Raw genomic sequence first — 15,719 nt, 5'->3', positions numbered from 1 at the left:
ATAGCTGAAACGGCTATAGGTGATCTTGAAGGGAGTATCGGTTATGCTAAAGAGGATCTAAAGGAAGTCGGAGCCGGTCGCAGACTACGAAAGTTTTACTCAGTATGATAAACCTAGGAAATGAAAGGATATCGAAGATATACCTATCCTGACGTGACCGTAACCTCATTTGGATAGCAATAGAGTTAAGTTCGGTAGTCTTTAAATTCAGCTGAGGCATCCGGAAGTTTGAAAAAGGCGCGCATTTGATTTTTGAGCGTCTCTCTCGCACTTTCATCTCCCAGATTTAGGCGATATTCATTGATGACCATGGTTTTGACCCCTCCTGGGCCATTCCATTCATTCCAGCAATCCTGACAGACATTCTTCTTGATTTCTTGCTCCAATTTTCCTAAGAACAAATTGTCTGTCATCATTTCTGATGTTTTTTCGCATTTAAGGCAAGTGATTTCAGACATTTAATCCAGTGCTCCTTTAACAATAATGGGGTCGTTGTCACAGTCAACTCACGTACGGATGAATCCTATCATACCTCTTTGATGAAGGAAAAGTGATAATGAGATCAAATTCATTCATCAAACGGGGGAGGTTTTCAACGTGATTGTTGCGGGTATTGATATTGGAACTTTGACCTGTCGGCTATTAATTGCAAACGTTGGGTCAGACGGGTCCTTGCGAGAGATTGACTCAGATCGACGAATTTTACGATTGGGGGAAGGGGTAGATCAAAAGGGCATACTCAATGTTGAAGCCATGGAACGAGTCATTCACGTTCTTGGTGAGTGGCGGAAAATCATTGTACGCTGTCAGGTTGAAGCCATCGTGCTTGTTGCAACGAGCGCAGTTCGAGAAGCGAACAATCAACAGGAGTTCTTGGAGCGAGTGAAGCTGGAGACTGGATTTTCAATAGACGTGTTGAGTGGAGACGAAGAAGCGCGACGAACGCTGCTTGGAATCAAGTTTGGGCTTCCGCCTGAGGTTGAGGATTATGTCGGTCTGGACATCGGTGGTGGAAGTACCGAATGTATCCGAATATCTGGTGATGGACCGCCTGTTGTCACCTCTCTTGATATTGGGGTTGTCCGCGTAACTGAACGTTGTTTTCAGTCTGATCCGCCACAGGAACAAGACGTGATCGCTGCTGAACAGCTAATCAAGGATCATCTTCGACCGCTTCAACAAGGCTTGAGTGCTCATGCATATGTCACGCTTGTGGGGACGGCTGGGACCGTGACGACCTTAGCTGCGATGGCACAACAATTAGCACGGTACGAACCGGCCAGAATCCACAATTATTGGTTAACGCTTGAGAAGATTCGTGAACTGGAATATGTCTTGCGCTCGCGTTCGAGCGATCAACGTACTCACCTGTCAGGCTTGGAGGCGGGTCGAGAGGGCGTCATCGTCGCCGGTACGATTATTCTTCGAACGATTATGGAAACGCTAGGATTTGCACGGTGTTTAGTCAGCGACTATGGGTTGCGGGAAGGAATCTTGATTGATCTCATGAATAAAAAATATAATCGTTAGCTTTCCGTGTTGTTTCTCCTGTTAAAGCTGATTTACCGCTGGCTATACCAGCGAAATCCTTTGGATTCTTGATATTGTGGACGATGGATTTTGGCGCCTGGTTTTTCAAGCATCAGAGCTTTAAAGTCCCAAAGTCCAAACCACGCAGGGTCTAGGACGCTATGATAATGCAGTCCGGTTAACTTAGGAAGTATGTCCCCAAGAGATTGCTTGAGCTCATCCTGGGTGTAGGCACGAACGGAAAACGGGGTGTCGAGCGATTCGCAAATGCGGCGGATGGCATAGGCGGCTCCGGTACAAAGAACTTGCGTGTCTCCTGAAATATTCAAAAGCTGTGGGAGTGGACAGTATTGTTCTCGAAATCCGAGACCACGTGCCGCATGACGCATGTGTGAATATTGAACTTCGTATTCAGTGTGGCCCGGGAGCTTTACCGGTTCTGGATAGCCTGTTTCAATACCAAATTCTATCATGATTGCGTGCCCGCCTGGTTTCAGTACTCGCCAGACTTCCATCAGAAATGAGAGCGCTCCATAATTAAAGATGACCTCGTTGGGAAAGGGCTTATCAAGTGGTAAGTGGAGACGACGAATAAGATCTAAGGCGCCTTGATGTTGGGGAGTGGTGCCTTCGTGAGATTCCAATTCATTGGCGGTCAAGTGAACGGGCGTCATGTCTGCCAAATTTTCATTATCGATAATCAGATCCACACTTCCATCAGTAAATGGCAGATGTTCAGCGTTGGCTTGAGTCGCCGAAGCGTTCCATCCAGCAGAACGAGCCAGACTGGTTTGCGAACCCAAAAATGGTCGTGTGAGATCTAGAAATGTATAATGAATGTGTTGACGTTCATCGTCACGTAATTCGCCAGATAGCTCTTTGGATACATAGCCGAGTCCTGCGCCGACTTCGACGATGCGTGTGGGGCGGGGAGTCAACCAGCCCATTTTTCGAAGTGTTTGGCCGAGCAGTCGGCCATAAGTCAAACCATGTAACGCCTCACACGGTTCACGGAACAGATGGGAAACTGTGGTCTCAATGATTTCAAAATGCCCATGTTGCGTCTGAATTCCCTGCATGTGAAACTTCGAGAGATGTCCCTCGGTTTCTTCCGCAACATTGCCATGCCATCCTTCACGAACTCGTTGTAATAAGAGATCCCATTTGGCTTCAGTGCTGTGTCCACTTGGAGCTTCAGACCCGTAAAAGCACAATGAGTATCGGGGTTGTGCCCATCGTTCTAAAAACCACTGACCGGTTTCTTGATTTGGCCCACAGACCCATTTCCCAAATCGGCTGACTAAGGCTGCTAACGTTGAGTGCCCGTCCATGGCCCCGAGAAGCGAGGCACCCATTCGGTTGAGTTGTATCAAGGGCAAGTCTTCATCAAGTGGGCTGACCCACCATTCTTCTGGCCCGTGCTGGTAGATGATGAGGTCGGGCATGCGCCATGCTCGTTGATTGAGAATATCCCCTTCGAGTTTGAGCGGTTCGTCAGACTGTTGTGTACGAATCGAAATGGTAGTGTCTTGCACGGGTATGTTCCTCATCTACGCACATGAATCAAAAACCGCTCGATGCATGCCCTTCCAAAAGGTGTGCCATGCTTCAGCAGTTTGTCGAGCTCCAAAAGCGACCTGTTCCAGATCCTTAGCATTTTTTGCCGTATGGCGTACGCCTTGTGTAATCCAATCACTATGAGCCATTTCTTCTTCAAGGTGCATTGAGAAAAAGGTAAGGTCTTGTGACGTAAAGATCGAATATTTTTGTAATCCTGGCAAGAAATAGTGAAATTCTGAAACTGCAGTGGTTTCGATTGCCCATTCAGCCCCAAGGGCCTGCAGGTATCCGGCTTCCATAAACAAATGTTGTACGGTGTCGAGGTACTCCTGGATTTCTGGGAGAGGTTGAGTCTGCCGTAGATCATGCTGACTGACTTCAGCAGCCTGGGCAAACCGTTCGAGTTGCCGAATATGAGCGTGCTTGGATGATCCACTTCCGAGTTCAGAATATAAGGTTTTCGTCAGTTCGACACGCATCTCTAATTCTTCGAGTGGCGTACAGTAGAGCAGGCCTTCCAAGAGTTTGACGAATCGATGACAGAAAAAGTGATAGTGCCGGATAAACATCTGCAGCTGAGTCGTGGTGAGAACACGTTCTCTAAAGTCAATGAAAAATATGTTTGAGTTGACGGGGTGAGCCGTGAGCTCACTCAACAACGAGTCAACAGTAACGGGTTGAATGGTATTCACGATCGCGCATCTTTCTTTTATCAAGTCAAGGTCATCTCCTTACTTGGAAAGATGAAAGACTACATCAACATAGGAAATGCTCGCAAGCCAAAGGATGTGGGGTTTGTCATGACCCATAAAGGTTTTTAACTTAGTTCGTTGAACATGAGATGTCTGGCCATCATCAATGACCTGATGGATTAAAGTAAAAATTTAGAAGTTATGGTCAATTGATACAAGCTCAATTGGTCATTCTGTTGAGATTTGTGACCCTCACGTGAAGAATCGCCATGTGGTTTTATCATGTATTGAGCAAATAACAATCAGGATTTTGGAAAAACTGCCGAGAATATAAGTGATTTTCCTGGGTTTTGAATCAAGATTGTCAGAGGCTTGGAGTCGATGTTCTTGAAGCGGCCCTATCGTATTCAATGGAATAAAGGAGCGCGATGAAGCAAATTGCCTTGTTGCACGGGAGACCTTCTCGGTTGAAAGGGACGATGTATCCCATACGTCGAATTTCCAAAATTGTGAGAGAACCCAAGCTTGCACGAACGGGAAGACAAGCGTCTGGAGACTGGCAGAAGGAGAATCCTTCTGCGTTTATTGGTCCAGGTGGCGAATGTAAAGGCGTGATGACCGGAGATGGGAAGATGCGAATCGATGGGACGTTGGAGGGGGAAATCCATTCAAGCGGTTCGGTGATCGTTGGCGAAGAGGGGACCGTGGATGCTGATATTCAGGCGGAGTCCGTCGTCGCACAAGGGATGATTACAGGCAATGTGACGGCGAAGAAGAGTCTGCATCTTAAGTCCTCCGCCGTCGTGAAAGGATCCGTGAAAACCCCGTATCTGTCTATGGAGGAAGGTGCAGTGTTAGAGACGGACTGGTCTCTTTGGATAAATGGCGGGAGAATTCCGGGGAATATCTGGAATGAATTATTCCAGCACGAAGCGATTGCTCATCCTCCTTGGTGGCCTTCTCAGGTTCCGGAGATTGCAGTCGGCTAGAAGGTGATGGTGGGTGGCAAAATTGGTTTGAGTAACGAAAATACATGCTTCAAATAGACTAAGGTCAAGCTATAGCCGATTTAGTTATACCGAAACGAGAATGTGCCAACTGGCTCTAATGCTGATGTTAATACGTATTATAAACGTTGATTATCGTCAGGTAATTCAAGCGGGTATAACCTTCCGATGTTTGATGTGTTTAATGTCGCGTAGAAAGTCTTAATGTCGTAAGCGGCAATTAAATGTATTCGCTATAGACTAAAGAAAATTCCAGTAACCACCGACAACAGTTTGAGAACGATGATGAGTGCATACAACATGGACTGGGAAAGGTCAAATACCCATAATAATCTCATTGAAGGGGAAAGGAACGAGTCATGGCAATTGAATTAGATGAACGAGACACGATGAATGGACAATCAACGGGTTCAACGACCAATGGTGGGAGTTCAGGGTATCGAAATGGATCAACTCCAGCAGGGGTGAAAGGCGATGTGGTTGCGTTTATCGGCCCTGGCGTTGAGTTTAAAGGTGTGATTAGTTATCAAGGGAGCGTGCAAATCGATGGGAAACTTGATGGAGAATTGCACACTGAAGGAACGCTCTTGGTGGGAGAACAAGCCGTGATTACCGCAAAAATTAGCGCGGGTTCCGTCATCAGCCGTGGAGAGATTAAGGGAGACATTGTGGCAAAAGAAAAAGTTCAGCTACTGGCCACGGCTGTCATGGAGGGTTCTCTGAATACTCCTCAATTGTCCATGGAGAATGGTGTGGTGTTAAATGGCACGGTTGAAATGAAGACGAATGGTGTCAAAAAAACCTATTAATGATCACGTCATCTGTGCATCGACATGAGCTTTGAAGGGCGATACAGAATAATTCACGACTCATATTTAGTCGTGATGAATTAAATGATTCTGTAAGTTTTTCCGTTAAAAGTCCGGAGAAACATCGGTTACTCTCTATCATGATTGAGAATGAACGACCCTGTCCTTTGTGTTTTCGCTTGTGCCTTTATGTATTTCTCTTCCCATCCGTGTGAACCCGCTGCTCAATCTGCTATGTTGACACCATCTCACGCTCTTCTGAAGTCCAAAAGAACATTATTTTCTTTATAGGCTTTGACGATCTAGAAAAGCCTGCAGTATAGTTTTTCCCAAAAGAAAAATTCGATTCTCGTCCTTTCTGCCAAAATTATTCAGGAACGTATATTCACATGCCACTTTCTCTCGTTGTCTGGATTCATCTCGTTGCCGCGATTACCTTCATTGGAGGACTGATGTATCTTCATCTTGTGCTGAGGCCAGTGTTGCAGTCTCAGGGGTCTGAGATCGAATCCTATGACGTCTTACGAAAAGCTGGTCAACGATTTCGAACGATGACGTGGATGAGCTTGATTGCTCTCATCTTGACGGGAGCATTTAATATGTTGAGCGAAGGTGGGTCTGCGAGAATTGAAACGGAGTGGGGAGTGGTGCTCATGCTAAAGCTCTTTCTGTTTGCTATCGCATTTGGCTTAGTGTTAATTCATGATTTTGTGTTAGATCCTTACGCATCATCATCGCAATCTTCTGTTAAAACTCCAACGGTTCAAAGCAACATTCGACGGGCAGTGTTTGTCCAGCAAATGATTCTTGCGCTGGCGCTGATCATCTTGTTTGTCGCCACCTATCTCTCGTCGATGTAACGAACGATGGGGTGAGGCGAGGAATAATCTCTATAGCCGATTCAATTAACTACCAATGGTTGAAGTGAGTCTTGACGCTGGGTTACGTGGATATCTCTGATTGGTGGCATCAAAAGGATAACGTCATTACGATAGATTGCCCAACAGTGACGCTTGGTCTTGCAAACGATCGTATCTAAGAGCTGGCTCGACTGGAACATATTTTGACTCACGATAGATGTCTGAGATTTTGAGTCGTAAAATGACCTAAAAAGGCGTGTCGCCGGCACGGAGTTTCGCCAGGGCTTCCTTCACAAACTTTGCATCAGGGCTGGCAGGGTCAAGATTTTTGAAGGCCAAGGCCCAGGCATCTTCGGCCTCGCGGGGTCGTTTGAGATACCACAGGGTTAAACCCCGGTACCAATTGACGCCAGGCTCATTCGGTCGGTCGATCAATACTTTATCAAAATAACCGAGAGCAGTGTTGAATACCTCAGGATCATCAAACTTCCTTGTCTCAATCAAAATCACGCCTAAATTATATAAGGCTTCATTGTTTCGAGGCTGAAGTTCCAAGACTTTTGTCCATGCCTTATGGGCCTCTTCGTATCGGTTGAGGACCTGATAGGAGCGTCCTGCCATGATTTGTCCTTCCAGATCATCTGGGTTTTTACGAAGACGTTCCTCCAGCTTTGCCACCATTTCCAATGGATTGGGTCCGCCTTCCCCTGGGCCTTGTTGCGCCTGAGACGCGGTCAGTTTTTCTAGTGCTTGGATCTGTACCCACAAATATGTTCCCAAGGAAGAGAAGAGCACAATTAATGCGCAGATGGTTGCGGGTATCCATATTTTTCTTCGAGGTGGAGTCGTCTGAGGAGCGTTGGCTTCATCGGCTGCGTCTTTCTGCAGAAACTCAAGTCGGTCAAGAACTTGAAGGAGACGATGTTCATCGGTGGCCTTAAGGCGGATATGATCTTCTGGCTCCATTCGTTTTTGGGCCAATTCCACATCGAGTTCTTGTAATGAGCGGACGAGCACCTCACGTTCGACGACTAAATCAGCGATCTCTTGATGTCGTTCGTCATTGTGAAACGGAGAGAACGGATAGGGATCTTTTCGCCAAAACGGTGATGTGATCGCCACAATGACAAAAATAAGGATGGTGGTAACGGGAATGAGTAGCATCGTGTTTCGTTGGTGAACGCGTTAGGGATGATGAAGTTCCCGTTCGATTCGTTCCCGGGATTCCTGATCGAGAGGGGGAGGCTGTTGTTGTGGTGTTGGTGATGGTGGTCGGACCCAAAGTTTCACTTCTTTATAGAGAAAAAATCCACCCACGAGTAGGAGGGCAAACGGTGCCACCCAAATCAACCAATTCATACCGTGCTTTGGGGGCTGCATGAGGATATAATCACCATACCGACTCAGAAAGTATGCGTGAATCTCTTCAGGTGAATGTCCAAGAGTTAAACGCTCTCGAATCGCGCTTCGCATTTGAACGGCTAGCGGCGCACCGGATTCCCAAATGTTTTCTGTTTGACAGACGGTACAGCGTAATGTTTTCGCGATTTCACGAACCTGAATATCCAGTTCAGTCTCATCCACCACTTTGGCAAAGCCTTGCCAAGGAAGAGTCAGAACCATGACGAAGAAAAGCAGAAAGCAACGGCTAATCATGTTGAGGATTGCGTGTTATTCAGAAGTGGAGAAATCACGTTTTCTGTGAGATTGGTATACACTTGTCCAACAATTGGTCCAACCCATTTATGTCGGATCACTCCCTGTTGATCGATGACAAATGTTTCGGGTACGCCATAGACGCCATAATCTATTGCCAGAGTGCCTTTAATATCGCGGACATGTTGAAAAGTTGATCCATAGGTCTTGAGGTATTTCTTTGCATCAGGCAGCTCGTCTTGATAATTGATCCCTAACATCACAAAGTCTGGATGATCCTTAAATTGCTGATGAAGACGCAGAATATCCTTGTGTTCCACTTTACATTCATAGCACCAAGATGCCCAGAAATTGAGCAAGACAACCTTGCCTTTATACTGTTCGAGTGAAATAGCTTTCCCAGACTCAACATCCGGCCCGGTAAACGTCGGGGCTTCAGTTCCAATGAGGACCGTAGGGATACTACGCGGGTCACCCCAAAGCCCTTGATAAAAGAGGGCGAAAAGGCCCAGTAACCCTATGATCAATGAAAGTTGTAAGCCGCGACTCATTCTTCCCGTCTTCGTGGTCGAAAAATATTTAATAAAACGCCTAAGCCCATAATACCACCTCCGCCCCAAACCCACAGGATGAGAGGATTAATCACCCCTCGAGCGACGGCCACACCATCTGCAGAGACATCCGGCATGGTCAGAAAGATGTGCCCCATATTGATGGCATGAATTGCTGACTCTGTTGTCGGACTCTGTGAGGCTGTGTATACACGTTTCTGTGGTCTGAGCTTCGTGATGACTTCATTGTCTTGAGTGACTTCAAACACGCCCTCTTGGGCTTTCCAATTTTTTCCCTCGACTTCATGGATATTCAGGAGTTTCATCTCGTAATCGGCAATGGAAAATGTGTCTCCAACTTTCATGGAGACAACTTTTTCGGTTTGATAGATCGTTGAGGCAATAATTCCAATCACCAAGATCAGGACGCCAATGTGTGTGATGAGACTTGAATATCGGCGTTGATTGGCTGAAAAGGCCTTCAAGAAACCTTTGAAAATATTGACATGTTCACGATTGGCATACAGTTTAGAAATTTTTCCGAAATCGAGAAGTATCGCAGATCCGGAAAATCCGACAACAAACCCGCCAGCCAGTGCGTACAAGCTGTGGATGCCAGAGATGAATAAGAGAACCATCGTCACTACCCCAACAATAAGCGGAACAAGGAAGTTTTTCTTTAAATTACTCGCGGAGGCCTTGCGCCATGGAATATATGGGCCGATGCCCATGAGGAAGAGAAGCCCTAGAGCAATTGGCATGAAGACAGCGTTGTAATAAGGAGGACCAACCGTCACTTTTCCCCCTTGGAATGTTTCAACCATGAGGGGATAGAGCGTGCCGAGAAACACTGTGGCCGCGGCGACCAGAAAAAACAAATTATTGAAAAGAAAGATGGATTCTCGTGAAACAAACGAGTCCATTTCGATCTGACTCTTGAGTTTTTTTGATTGAATGATTAAGGCGCCAAAGGCGGTACCAATAATGATCGTAATAAAAATGAGAATATACAGACCCCGCTCAGGGTCGGTCGCAAAGGTATGGACAGACGTGAGGACGCCACTTCTGACCAAAAAGGTCCCAATGAGCGAGAGCGAAAATGTCACGATGATCAAAAGCAAGTTCCAGACTTTGAACATCTTTCGTTTTTCTTGCACGAGGACTGAGTGAAGATATGCTGTTCCCACCAACCATGGCATAAACGATGCGTTCTCGACTGGATCCCATCCCCAATAACCTCCCCACCCTAATTCGTAATAGGCCCAGTATCCGCCAAGTAAGATGCCAGTCGTCAGGCAGAGCCATGCAAAAATGGTCCACCGCTGTGTGACTTTAATCCATTCTTCCCCGAGACGGCCTGAAAAAAGGGCGGCCATCGCAAAGGAAAAGGGAATGGAAAAACCCACGTATCCCATGTACAGCATTGGGGGATGCATGACCATGGCCGGATCTTGGAGCAAGGGATTCAGGTCTTTGCCGTCAAGGGGGGTTGGAACCAATCTGGCAAACGGACTGGAAAGAAACACGATCAGAGAAAGAAACCCAAGCATGACGGCTGATTCTACCGCGATCAGGTACGGCATGATGGTTGGCTGGGTTCGCCAATGCAGCCAGACGGCGAGAGTGCTAAATGAGGAAAGAATAAAGGCCCAAAGGAGTAAGGAGCCTTCATGCCCGCCCCACACTGCGGCGACGGTATAGAAAAATGGCAATTTCGAATTTGAATTATTGGCAACGTAGAGGACAGAAAAATCTCTCATGAGAAATGAATACACAAGAGAAGCCATGCCGATAAACAACAAACCGAACGTCAGGGTGACCGCAATGCGTCCTACACGAACCCAGTCTGCGTTTCGCGACCGGAGTGCGACGATGGATGAGCCAATGCCCAAAAGGGTAAGGACCCAGGCAACAACAACAGAAAAATGGCCAATCTCAATGATCATGGATCGTATGGTATTTCAATTAGTGGGAGTTTGACTAACCTAAAGGTGTTTGCACGTTTTTTCAGGAGACCCTACCGCAAGCTTTCAGTAGGAGGGGAAGAGGAGTTTCTGTCCATAACGGCAATCAATTTTCTAAACAGCATTTTTCTTCTTTATCCCTCTTTATGTTCCTGTTTTTAAGGAGAGAGGGTCTTCATGAAATCCTTTTTTGGTAATTCGACACCGGCTCGCTTCATCTCGATCGGCATATAGTCTTCAGAGTGCTTGGCCATAATCATCTTAGAATGAAAGACCTTGTCGGACCTCCAGTGCCCTTCTGCAACCGCTCCTTGCCCTTCTTTAAAGAGGTCCGGAGGTATGCCTTGAAACACCACAGGAATAGTGGCCTCTCCATCGGTGAGTTGAAACGTGAGTCCCACGGGATCGGCTTGAGTTTTGATACTTTTTTTGACAACCATACCTGCCACGCGGATTTTTTTCTGGGATTGCTCCGCTGAAAATGCCCGAACTTCTGACGGCGTCACGAAATAGACAAGGTTTTCGCCAAAGTTTCCTAAAGCTAAGTAGCCCAGGGCTCCTGCGACAAGAAGGATGCTAAGAATCAAACTGGTTTTTCTACCTTTAGTCCACATGGGTATCTAACTCGGGTTCATAGAGTTTAGAGTCTTTAATCTCCTGAAACAAAAATGCTACCTTACGGCTCATCGTAAACACGCTCGCGACAAGAACCAAAAACGCAATGATATAAGCACTGGCTACAAATCCATAATTCGTAACGAGTGCCGTTTCGTGCGCTCGAAATACCTGAACTTCTGGGTCCCAACGCCCAATCAGAATCAGTGTCTTTAATTCACGAAGGTTTTCCGGAGGTGGTCCCTGATACTGGACCTTTAGACTCTTCGTTTCCCCCAATAATTCAAACTCAGCATGCCCTTCTTCGGGGCTTCCGGTCAAGCTGCCGCTGCCGACCATCCCTTGGACTCGAACTGTTGCTTGAGAATGATTGCCTGTGATGACGGACTCTGGGATCACACTGGCCAAATGATCTTGATAATTTTGTGTGGCAAGCACTGCCAATATGATCGCTATCACGATCACGCCTGCCCATCTCAGATAAAACCCAGTCATGAGCTGGTTTGGGTGAGATGCACTTGGCTGAGAAGGCGTCCTTTTTTGGCCTGCAGCAGGTTGGTTAAGTATAACATTTGTGTTCGAACCATGAGCATGTAGATAAATAACAAATTGAGTCCAAGGCTCATGATTGAGAGGGGCAAGAGAATATCCCCAGTCATACTCACCCCTCGCATGGATATTGACAGCGGCTGATGAAGAGATCTCCACCACTCAGCTGAAAAGTAAATAATCGGTAAGTCGACGCCACCGACAATGGCCATGACTGCAGCATATCGTCCTTCTTTATCAGGGTCTTCCACAAAAGTTCGTAGCATAAGATATCCTGACGCAATGAGCAGCAGGATAGCAAATGAAACAAGTTTCGGGTCCCACGTCCACCAGGTATTCCAGGTGGGCTTCGCCCAAATAGCACCAGTGATCAGCGACAATGTCGTGAAAATGACGGTCAGGCCTGCAGCAGCTTGGCACATGTTGTCAACGAGAGGGTCTCGTTTCCACAGGTACCAGAGGCTTCCCAGAAAAAGTGACCCATAGGCCAGGAGCGAGGTATGAGCAAGGGGAACATGCACATACATAATCCGCACGACTTCTCCCTGGTAGTAATCGGGAGGAGAGTCGAATAGGCCTAAGTACAGTCCATAAAAAATGGAAAGAGCGGCAGCGGCACCAAACCACCCTTTAAACCGTTGAATCCGTCTAATTATTCGATTCATCATGATCAGGCTGAAGTCGTATGAAGGTCGTTCTCGAAAAAACTAGTATTGCAGGATTCCTTAGTGAGGATTATACCGGAGGCTATGAATCCAGAATCAACTCAAATAACCAAAATGACACGACCGTGAAGATGACGTCAAAAATCGTCAGTAATTCTATCCAGTGGAAATACAGAGCCAAAGGCTGAGCATTGAGTGCGCCTCGTGTGGATTCGACGGCAGCAATCATCACTGGAATGGCCAACGGGAGTAGTAAGACCGGGAGCATGACTTCCCTGGCACGAATTTGAACTGTGAGTGCCGAAAACAGCGTCCCAACAGCTGAAAGTCCCAATGTTGCTAAGAAAAATATTAACAGAAGAAGGCCAATTTCTTCAACAATATTCAGATTGAAGAAAAGGACAAACAAGGGAAACAGCATGACTTCGACGACAAGCATAAACAACAAATTCCCCAGCATCTTCCCAAGGTAGATGGCTCCTTTTGGGGTCGGGCTCATCTGTAGATATTCAAGTGCGTCGTTCTGTAATTCTGCCGAAAAGGATTTTCCCAACCCAATTATGCCGGTAAACGCAAATGAGACCCAAATAATGCCGGCGATGAGTTGTTGGGCGGCATCTTGATCCATCGCAAAGCTAAAACTGAAAACAAGAATCACGATGAGTGCGAAGAACAGCATAGAAGACAGAGTCTCCCGACTCCGCATTTCGCTAATGAGGTCTTTCCAGACCACCCATTGAATGACTCTAAGAAATGTCATGAGCTACGTGATCTGTCCGGGAAAATGTCAGAATGCCGTGATGGAGCAAGCCGGTTCGGTGAGCAACGAGGTTGGCTTTGTCTCGATCATGTGTGGTCATGACGACGACACCTTCTCGTTGAGTGACTTCACAAATAATGTGGTTGGTTACCTGGACTCCCCCCTCATCCAAGGCATTGTAGGGTTCGTCTAAGAGGAGGACTTGGGGTTTAGCCAAGATCACTTTGGCTAAGGCAAGACGACGTTTCATGCCTGCCGAAAAATATCGTGTCTTCATTTCGCTGAATGCGCCAAGACTGACTTGATCCAACGATAATTTCAACTCTCGAGGAGTTGGGTCCAGGCCTCGCATCGCCATCGCAAAGCGTAGGTTTTCCTGTGCATCGAGGTCATCGTATAAGTGGGAGCCATGGGCGAGAAGCATGGTGGCCTGTCGGACGGATTCTTTTCCCGTGACACCATCATTGCCTAGGACGGTAAAGCGACCATCCGTCGGTCTGACCAGTGTTGCTAAAATTCGTAAGAGTGTGGTTTTCCCGGCCCCATTTGATCCGAATAGGGCAAAGCACTCGCCCGCTGGAATCTCAAAGGAGAGATCCTCAAAAATTCGATAGTTTCCAAATGATTTACTGAGTTGGAATGCCTGGATAACCATTATGTGTGTGCAGACAATTACGTGCGGCTTTTTGCCGTTCCGCTAAGGAGGACCTTTCATGTGTTGAATGAGCTGTAGGTGAGGCCACTAGTATGGCCGCAGATTATCCGGATGCACTATAGCCTACGTAGCCGACTTATGCCATGTCTACAAATCAGAAACTTGTTCGGAGCCAATCTCCAAATGCCAGTAGTGTGGTACAATGTAATTTAGTGCTTATTGACGGCCTTGTTTGCTAGATTTATATTGAATGGAACTCTTGATCAGACCACTAGTTTTCTCTGATCGTTTTAGCTTCAGCCGATGATGAGTGCAAGAGCCTCAATTCATTCTTAACGATAAAACACGTTGATATTTATGTTAACTCTCGGCACTGTCGCTTCTTGTAATTCCTCTCGCATCAGAGTGCTTATGGTGGGTGTGATGTGTGTAATGACAACTCTCATGGGTTGTGATTCAGGATATTCCTCGGGGCTTTCGGAAGTGTCTTCGAATGATTCTCAGTTACAGGTCAAGCGGGGATGGCCAACCATCGGATCGCCTTCACCTCCCTTCACATTGAAGAATATGGAGGGAAAGTCGGTTAGCTTGTCAGATTTTAGTGGCAAAGTCATCTTGCTCAATTTTTGGGCAACCTGGTGTGGTCCCTGTCGAGTAGAAATGCCTGCCATGGAAGCCCTATATCGGGAGATGCACAGTCACGGGCTGGAAATTGTGGCTGTTTCGGTGGATGCTCAAGGAATAGAAGTCACGAAACCCTTTCAGGAAGCCATGGGATTGACCTTTCCCATTTTGCATGATCCGGAATATGAAGTGGGTCTTGCCTACGGAGCTCGGACGCTCCCGATCAGTTATGTCATTGACCGGAAAGGCATTATTCAACATCGAGTCTTCGGCGCTCGAGACTGGAATGGTCAAGAAGCCAAAAAAATGATTCAAGCCCTTCTCGATCCTCCTGCAGCTTTGGACTACGATGGACTCCTTTAATCAAGTCTCCATCTTGGCCGCCTTTAGTGCGGGTTTCCTTTCGTTCATTTCTCCCTGTGTTCTACCACTGGTCCCTTCTTATTTGTCTTACATCACCGGCTTATCCGTCGAGGAACTCTCCAACGTTCAGGAGCGGGAACGATTTCGAAAAGTCATTATGGTGAATTCGCTGCTCTTTATTGCCGGATTCTCTAGTGTATTTATTGCGTTTGGAGCCTCGGCTAGTTTTGTGGGGCAAATGTTGTATCAATATCAAGACCTGATCCGAAAAATTGGCGGAGTGCTTATTGCGGTGTTCGGGCTCTACCTCATGGGTATACTCAAATTATCGTTTCTTATGACAGAACGTAAGCTACTGCATTTTGAAAAGCGTCCGTTGGGGTATATTGGATCTTTTCTGGTGGGGACGGCGTTCGCTGCAGGGTGGACTCCCTGTGTTGGTCCTGTATTGGGTGGGATTCTGGCTTATGCAAGCACGACGGAGTCGATGCAAGATGGAATCGTGCTATTAACGTCCTATTCCGTGGGGTTGGGCCTCCCGTTTTTTCTCACGGCTTTCGGGGTCGATAGTTTCCTGACACACTTTAAAAAAGTCCGTCATTATCTTGGGGCTATTTCAATGGTCAGTGGCGTCTTGATGGTGACAATCGGGGTTATGTTGTACATTAATTCTGTGACGATGATTACCAGTTTCTTAGATCGGCATGGTATCGGCTGGTATCTCGGGCAGTAGTGGCTCTCCTTCCCTTCTATAGCGAAACCAAATAGGCATGCTAGGACACGATACATGCAAGACCTCGCGTTTCTCGCATACATTCGACATCGTCACTCAATAATCCAACTGATCTCTGTATGACAG

The 15,719-nt window shown here is 46.8% G+C and carries 18 protein-coding genes; 6 read left to right on the top strand and 12 right to left on the bottom strand.

Going from position 1 to position 15,719, the window contains the following annotated elements:
• Positions 1 to 185: 185 nt before the first annotated feature.
• Positions 186 to 458 (bottom strand): Fe(2+)-trafficking protein, encoded by a 273-nt coding sequence (locus ACWQXP_RS12880; protein ID WP_454063278.1) that lies wholly within the window; start codon positions 456 to 458, stop codon positions 186 to 188.
• 139 nt (positions 459 to 597) lie between these two features.
• On the opposite strand from ACWQXP_RS12880, the gene ACWQXP_RS12875 reads away from it, so the two are divergent.
• Positions 598 to 1,530, top strand: a complete 933-nt coding sequence (locus tag ACWQXP_RS12875) for a Ppx/GppA phosphatase family protein (RefSeq protein ID WP_454063277.1) — start codon at positions 598 to 600, stop codon at positions 1,528 to 1,530.
• Positions 1,531 to 1,562: 32 nt separating this feature from the next.
• Here the strand turns inward: ACWQXP_RS12875 and ACWQXP_RS12870 are convergent, their stop codons facing one another.
• Together ACWQXP_RS12870 and ACWQXP_RS12865 are read right to left on the bottom strand one after the other, a co-directional pair.
• Positions 1,563 to 3,065, bottom strand: coding sequence for a class I SAM-dependent methyltransferase (locus ACWQXP_RS12870; protein ID WP_454063276.1), 1,503 nt, complete (start codon positions 3,063 to 3,065; stop codon positions 1,563 to 1,565).
• 15 nt (positions 3,066 to 3,080) lie between these two features.
• Positions 3,081 to 3,806: an iron-containing redox enzyme family protein gene (locus tag ACWQXP_RS12865; protein WP_454063275.1), complete on the bottom strand. Its 726-nt coding sequence runs from the start codon at positions 3,804 to 3,806 to the stop codon at positions 3,081 to 3,083.
• A gap of 404 nt (positions 3,807 to 4,210) precedes the next feature.
• Between ACWQXP_RS12865 and ACWQXP_RS12860 the strand changes: the two genes are divergently transcribed.
• The 3 genes from ACWQXP_RS12860 to ACWQXP_RS12850 all read left to right on the top strand — a co-directional run bounded on the left by ACWQXP_RS12860 (position 4,211) and on the right by ACWQXP_RS12850 (position 6,458).
• The gene (locus tag ACWQXP_RS12860) at positions 4,211 to 4,771 is read left to right on the top strand and encodes a bactofilin family protein (RefSeq protein WP_454063274.1); all 561 of its coding nucleotides are present in this window, start codon (positions 4,211 to 4,213) and stop codon (positions 4,769 to 4,771) included.
• 377 nt (positions 4,772 to 5,148) lie between these two features.
• Positions 5,149 to 5,598 carry a bactofilin family protein gene (locus tag ACWQXP_RS12855; RefSeq protein WP_454063273.1) on the top strand — a complete coding sequence of 150 codons (450 nt, stop codon included), beginning with the start codon at positions 5,149 to 5,151 and terminating at the stop codon, positions 5,596 to 5,598.
• Positions 5,599 to 5,987: 389 nt separating this feature from the next.
• Positions 5,988 to 6,458: a CopD family protein gene (locus ACWQXP_RS12850; RefSeq protein WP_454063272.1), complete on the top strand. Its 471-nt coding sequence runs from the start codon at positions 5,988 to 5,990 to the stop codon at positions 6,456 to 6,458.
• A 246-nt stretch (positions 6,459 to 6,704) separates the two neighbouring features.
• Here the strand turns inward: ACWQXP_RS12850 and ACWQXP_RS12845 are convergent, their stop codons facing one another.
• From ACWQXP_RS12845 to ccmA, 9 genes are all read right to left on the bottom strand, one after another.
• Positions 6,705 to 7,622 carry a tetratricopeptide repeat protein gene (locus ACWQXP_RS12845; RefSeq protein WP_454063271.1) on the bottom strand — a complete coding sequence of 306 codons (918 nt, stop codon included), beginning with the start codon at positions 7,620 to 7,622 and terminating at the stop codon, positions 6,705 to 6,707.
• Positions 7,623 to 7,643: 21 nt separating this feature from the next.
• A complete protein-coding gene (locus ACWQXP_RS12840; protein WP_454063270.1) occupies positions 7,644 to 8,114 on the bottom strand; it encodes a cytochrome c-type biogenesis protein in 471 nt (156 codons plus the stop codon).
• Positions 8,111 to 8,665: a TlpA family protein disulfide reductase gene (locus ACWQXP_RS12835; RefSeq protein ID WP_454063269.1), complete on the bottom strand. Its 555-nt coding sequence runs from the start codon at positions 8,663 to 8,665 to the stop codon at positions 8,111 to 8,113. Before ACWQXP_RS12835 ends, ACWQXP_RS12840 begins: the two co-directional genes overlap by 4 nt.
• On the bottom strand, positions 8,662 to 10,611 hold the full coding sequence (locus ACWQXP_RS12830) for a heme lyase CcmF/NrfE family subunit (protein ID WP_454063268.1): 1,950 nt from the start codon (positions 10,609 to 10,611) through the stop codon (positions 8,662 to 8,664). Before ACWQXP_RS12830 ends, ACWQXP_RS12835 begins: the two co-directional genes overlap by 4 nt.
• Before the next feature lie 176 nt (positions 10,612 to 10,787).
• Complete coding sequence (gene ccmE / locus ACWQXP_RS12825; protein WP_454063267.1) at positions 10,788 to 11,243, bottom strand: cytochrome c maturation protein CcmE; 456 nt, start codon at positions 11,241 to 11,243, stop codon at positions 10,788 to 10,790.
• Entirely contained in the window at positions 11,233 to 11,703 is a 471-nt protein-coding gene (locus tag ACWQXP_RS12820) for a cytochrome c maturation protein CcmE domain-containing protein (RefSeq protein WP_454063266.1), read from the bottom strand. Before ACWQXP_RS12820 ends, ccmE begins: the two co-directional genes overlap by 11 nt.
• A 32-nt stretch (positions 11,704 to 11,735) precedes the next feature.
• Positions 11,736 to 12,461, bottom strand: a complete 726-nt coding sequence (ccsA, locus tag ACWQXP_RS12815; RefSeq protein WP_454063265.1) for a cytochrome c biogenesis protein CcsA — start codon at positions 12,459 to 12,461, stop codon at positions 11,736 to 11,738.
• A 79-nt stretch (positions 12,462 to 12,540) separates the two neighbouring features.
• Positions 12,541 to 13,218 (bottom strand): heme exporter protein CcmB, encoded by a 678-nt coding sequence (locus tag ACWQXP_RS12810; RefSeq protein WP_454063264.1) that lies wholly within the window; start codon positions 13,216 to 13,218, stop codon positions 12,541 to 12,543.
• On the bottom strand, positions 13,205 to 13,873 hold the full coding sequence (ccmA, locus tag ACWQXP_RS12805; protein WP_454063263.1) for a heme ABC exporter ATP-binding protein CcmA: 669 nt from the start codon (positions 13,871 to 13,873) through the stop codon (positions 13,205 to 13,207). The genes ACWQXP_RS12810 and ccmA overlap by 14 nt, the downstream gene beginning before the upstream one ends.
• Before the next feature lie 444 nt (positions 13,874 to 14,317).
• On the opposite strand from ccmA, the gene ACWQXP_RS12800 reads away from it, so the two are divergent.
• Positions 14,318 to 14,860 carry a peroxiredoxin family protein gene (locus ACWQXP_RS12800; protein ID WP_454063262.1) on the top strand — a complete coding sequence of 181 codons (543 nt, stop codon included), beginning with the start codon at positions 14,318 to 14,320 and terminating at the stop codon, positions 14,858 to 14,860.
• Positions 14,847 to 15,593, top strand: a complete 747-nt coding sequence (locus tag ACWQXP_RS12795) for a cytochrome c biogenesis CcdA family protein (protein ID WP_454063261.1) — start codon at positions 14,847 to 14,849, stop codon at positions 15,591 to 15,593. The genes ACWQXP_RS12800 and ACWQXP_RS12795 overlap by 14 nt, the downstream gene beginning before the upstream one ends.
• Positions 15,594 to 15,719 lie beyond the last annotated feature (126 nt).

The organism is Candidatus Nitrospira salsa, from assembly GCF_965152625.1.
This window is presented reverse-complemented; position numbering and strand designations above follow the sequence as displayed.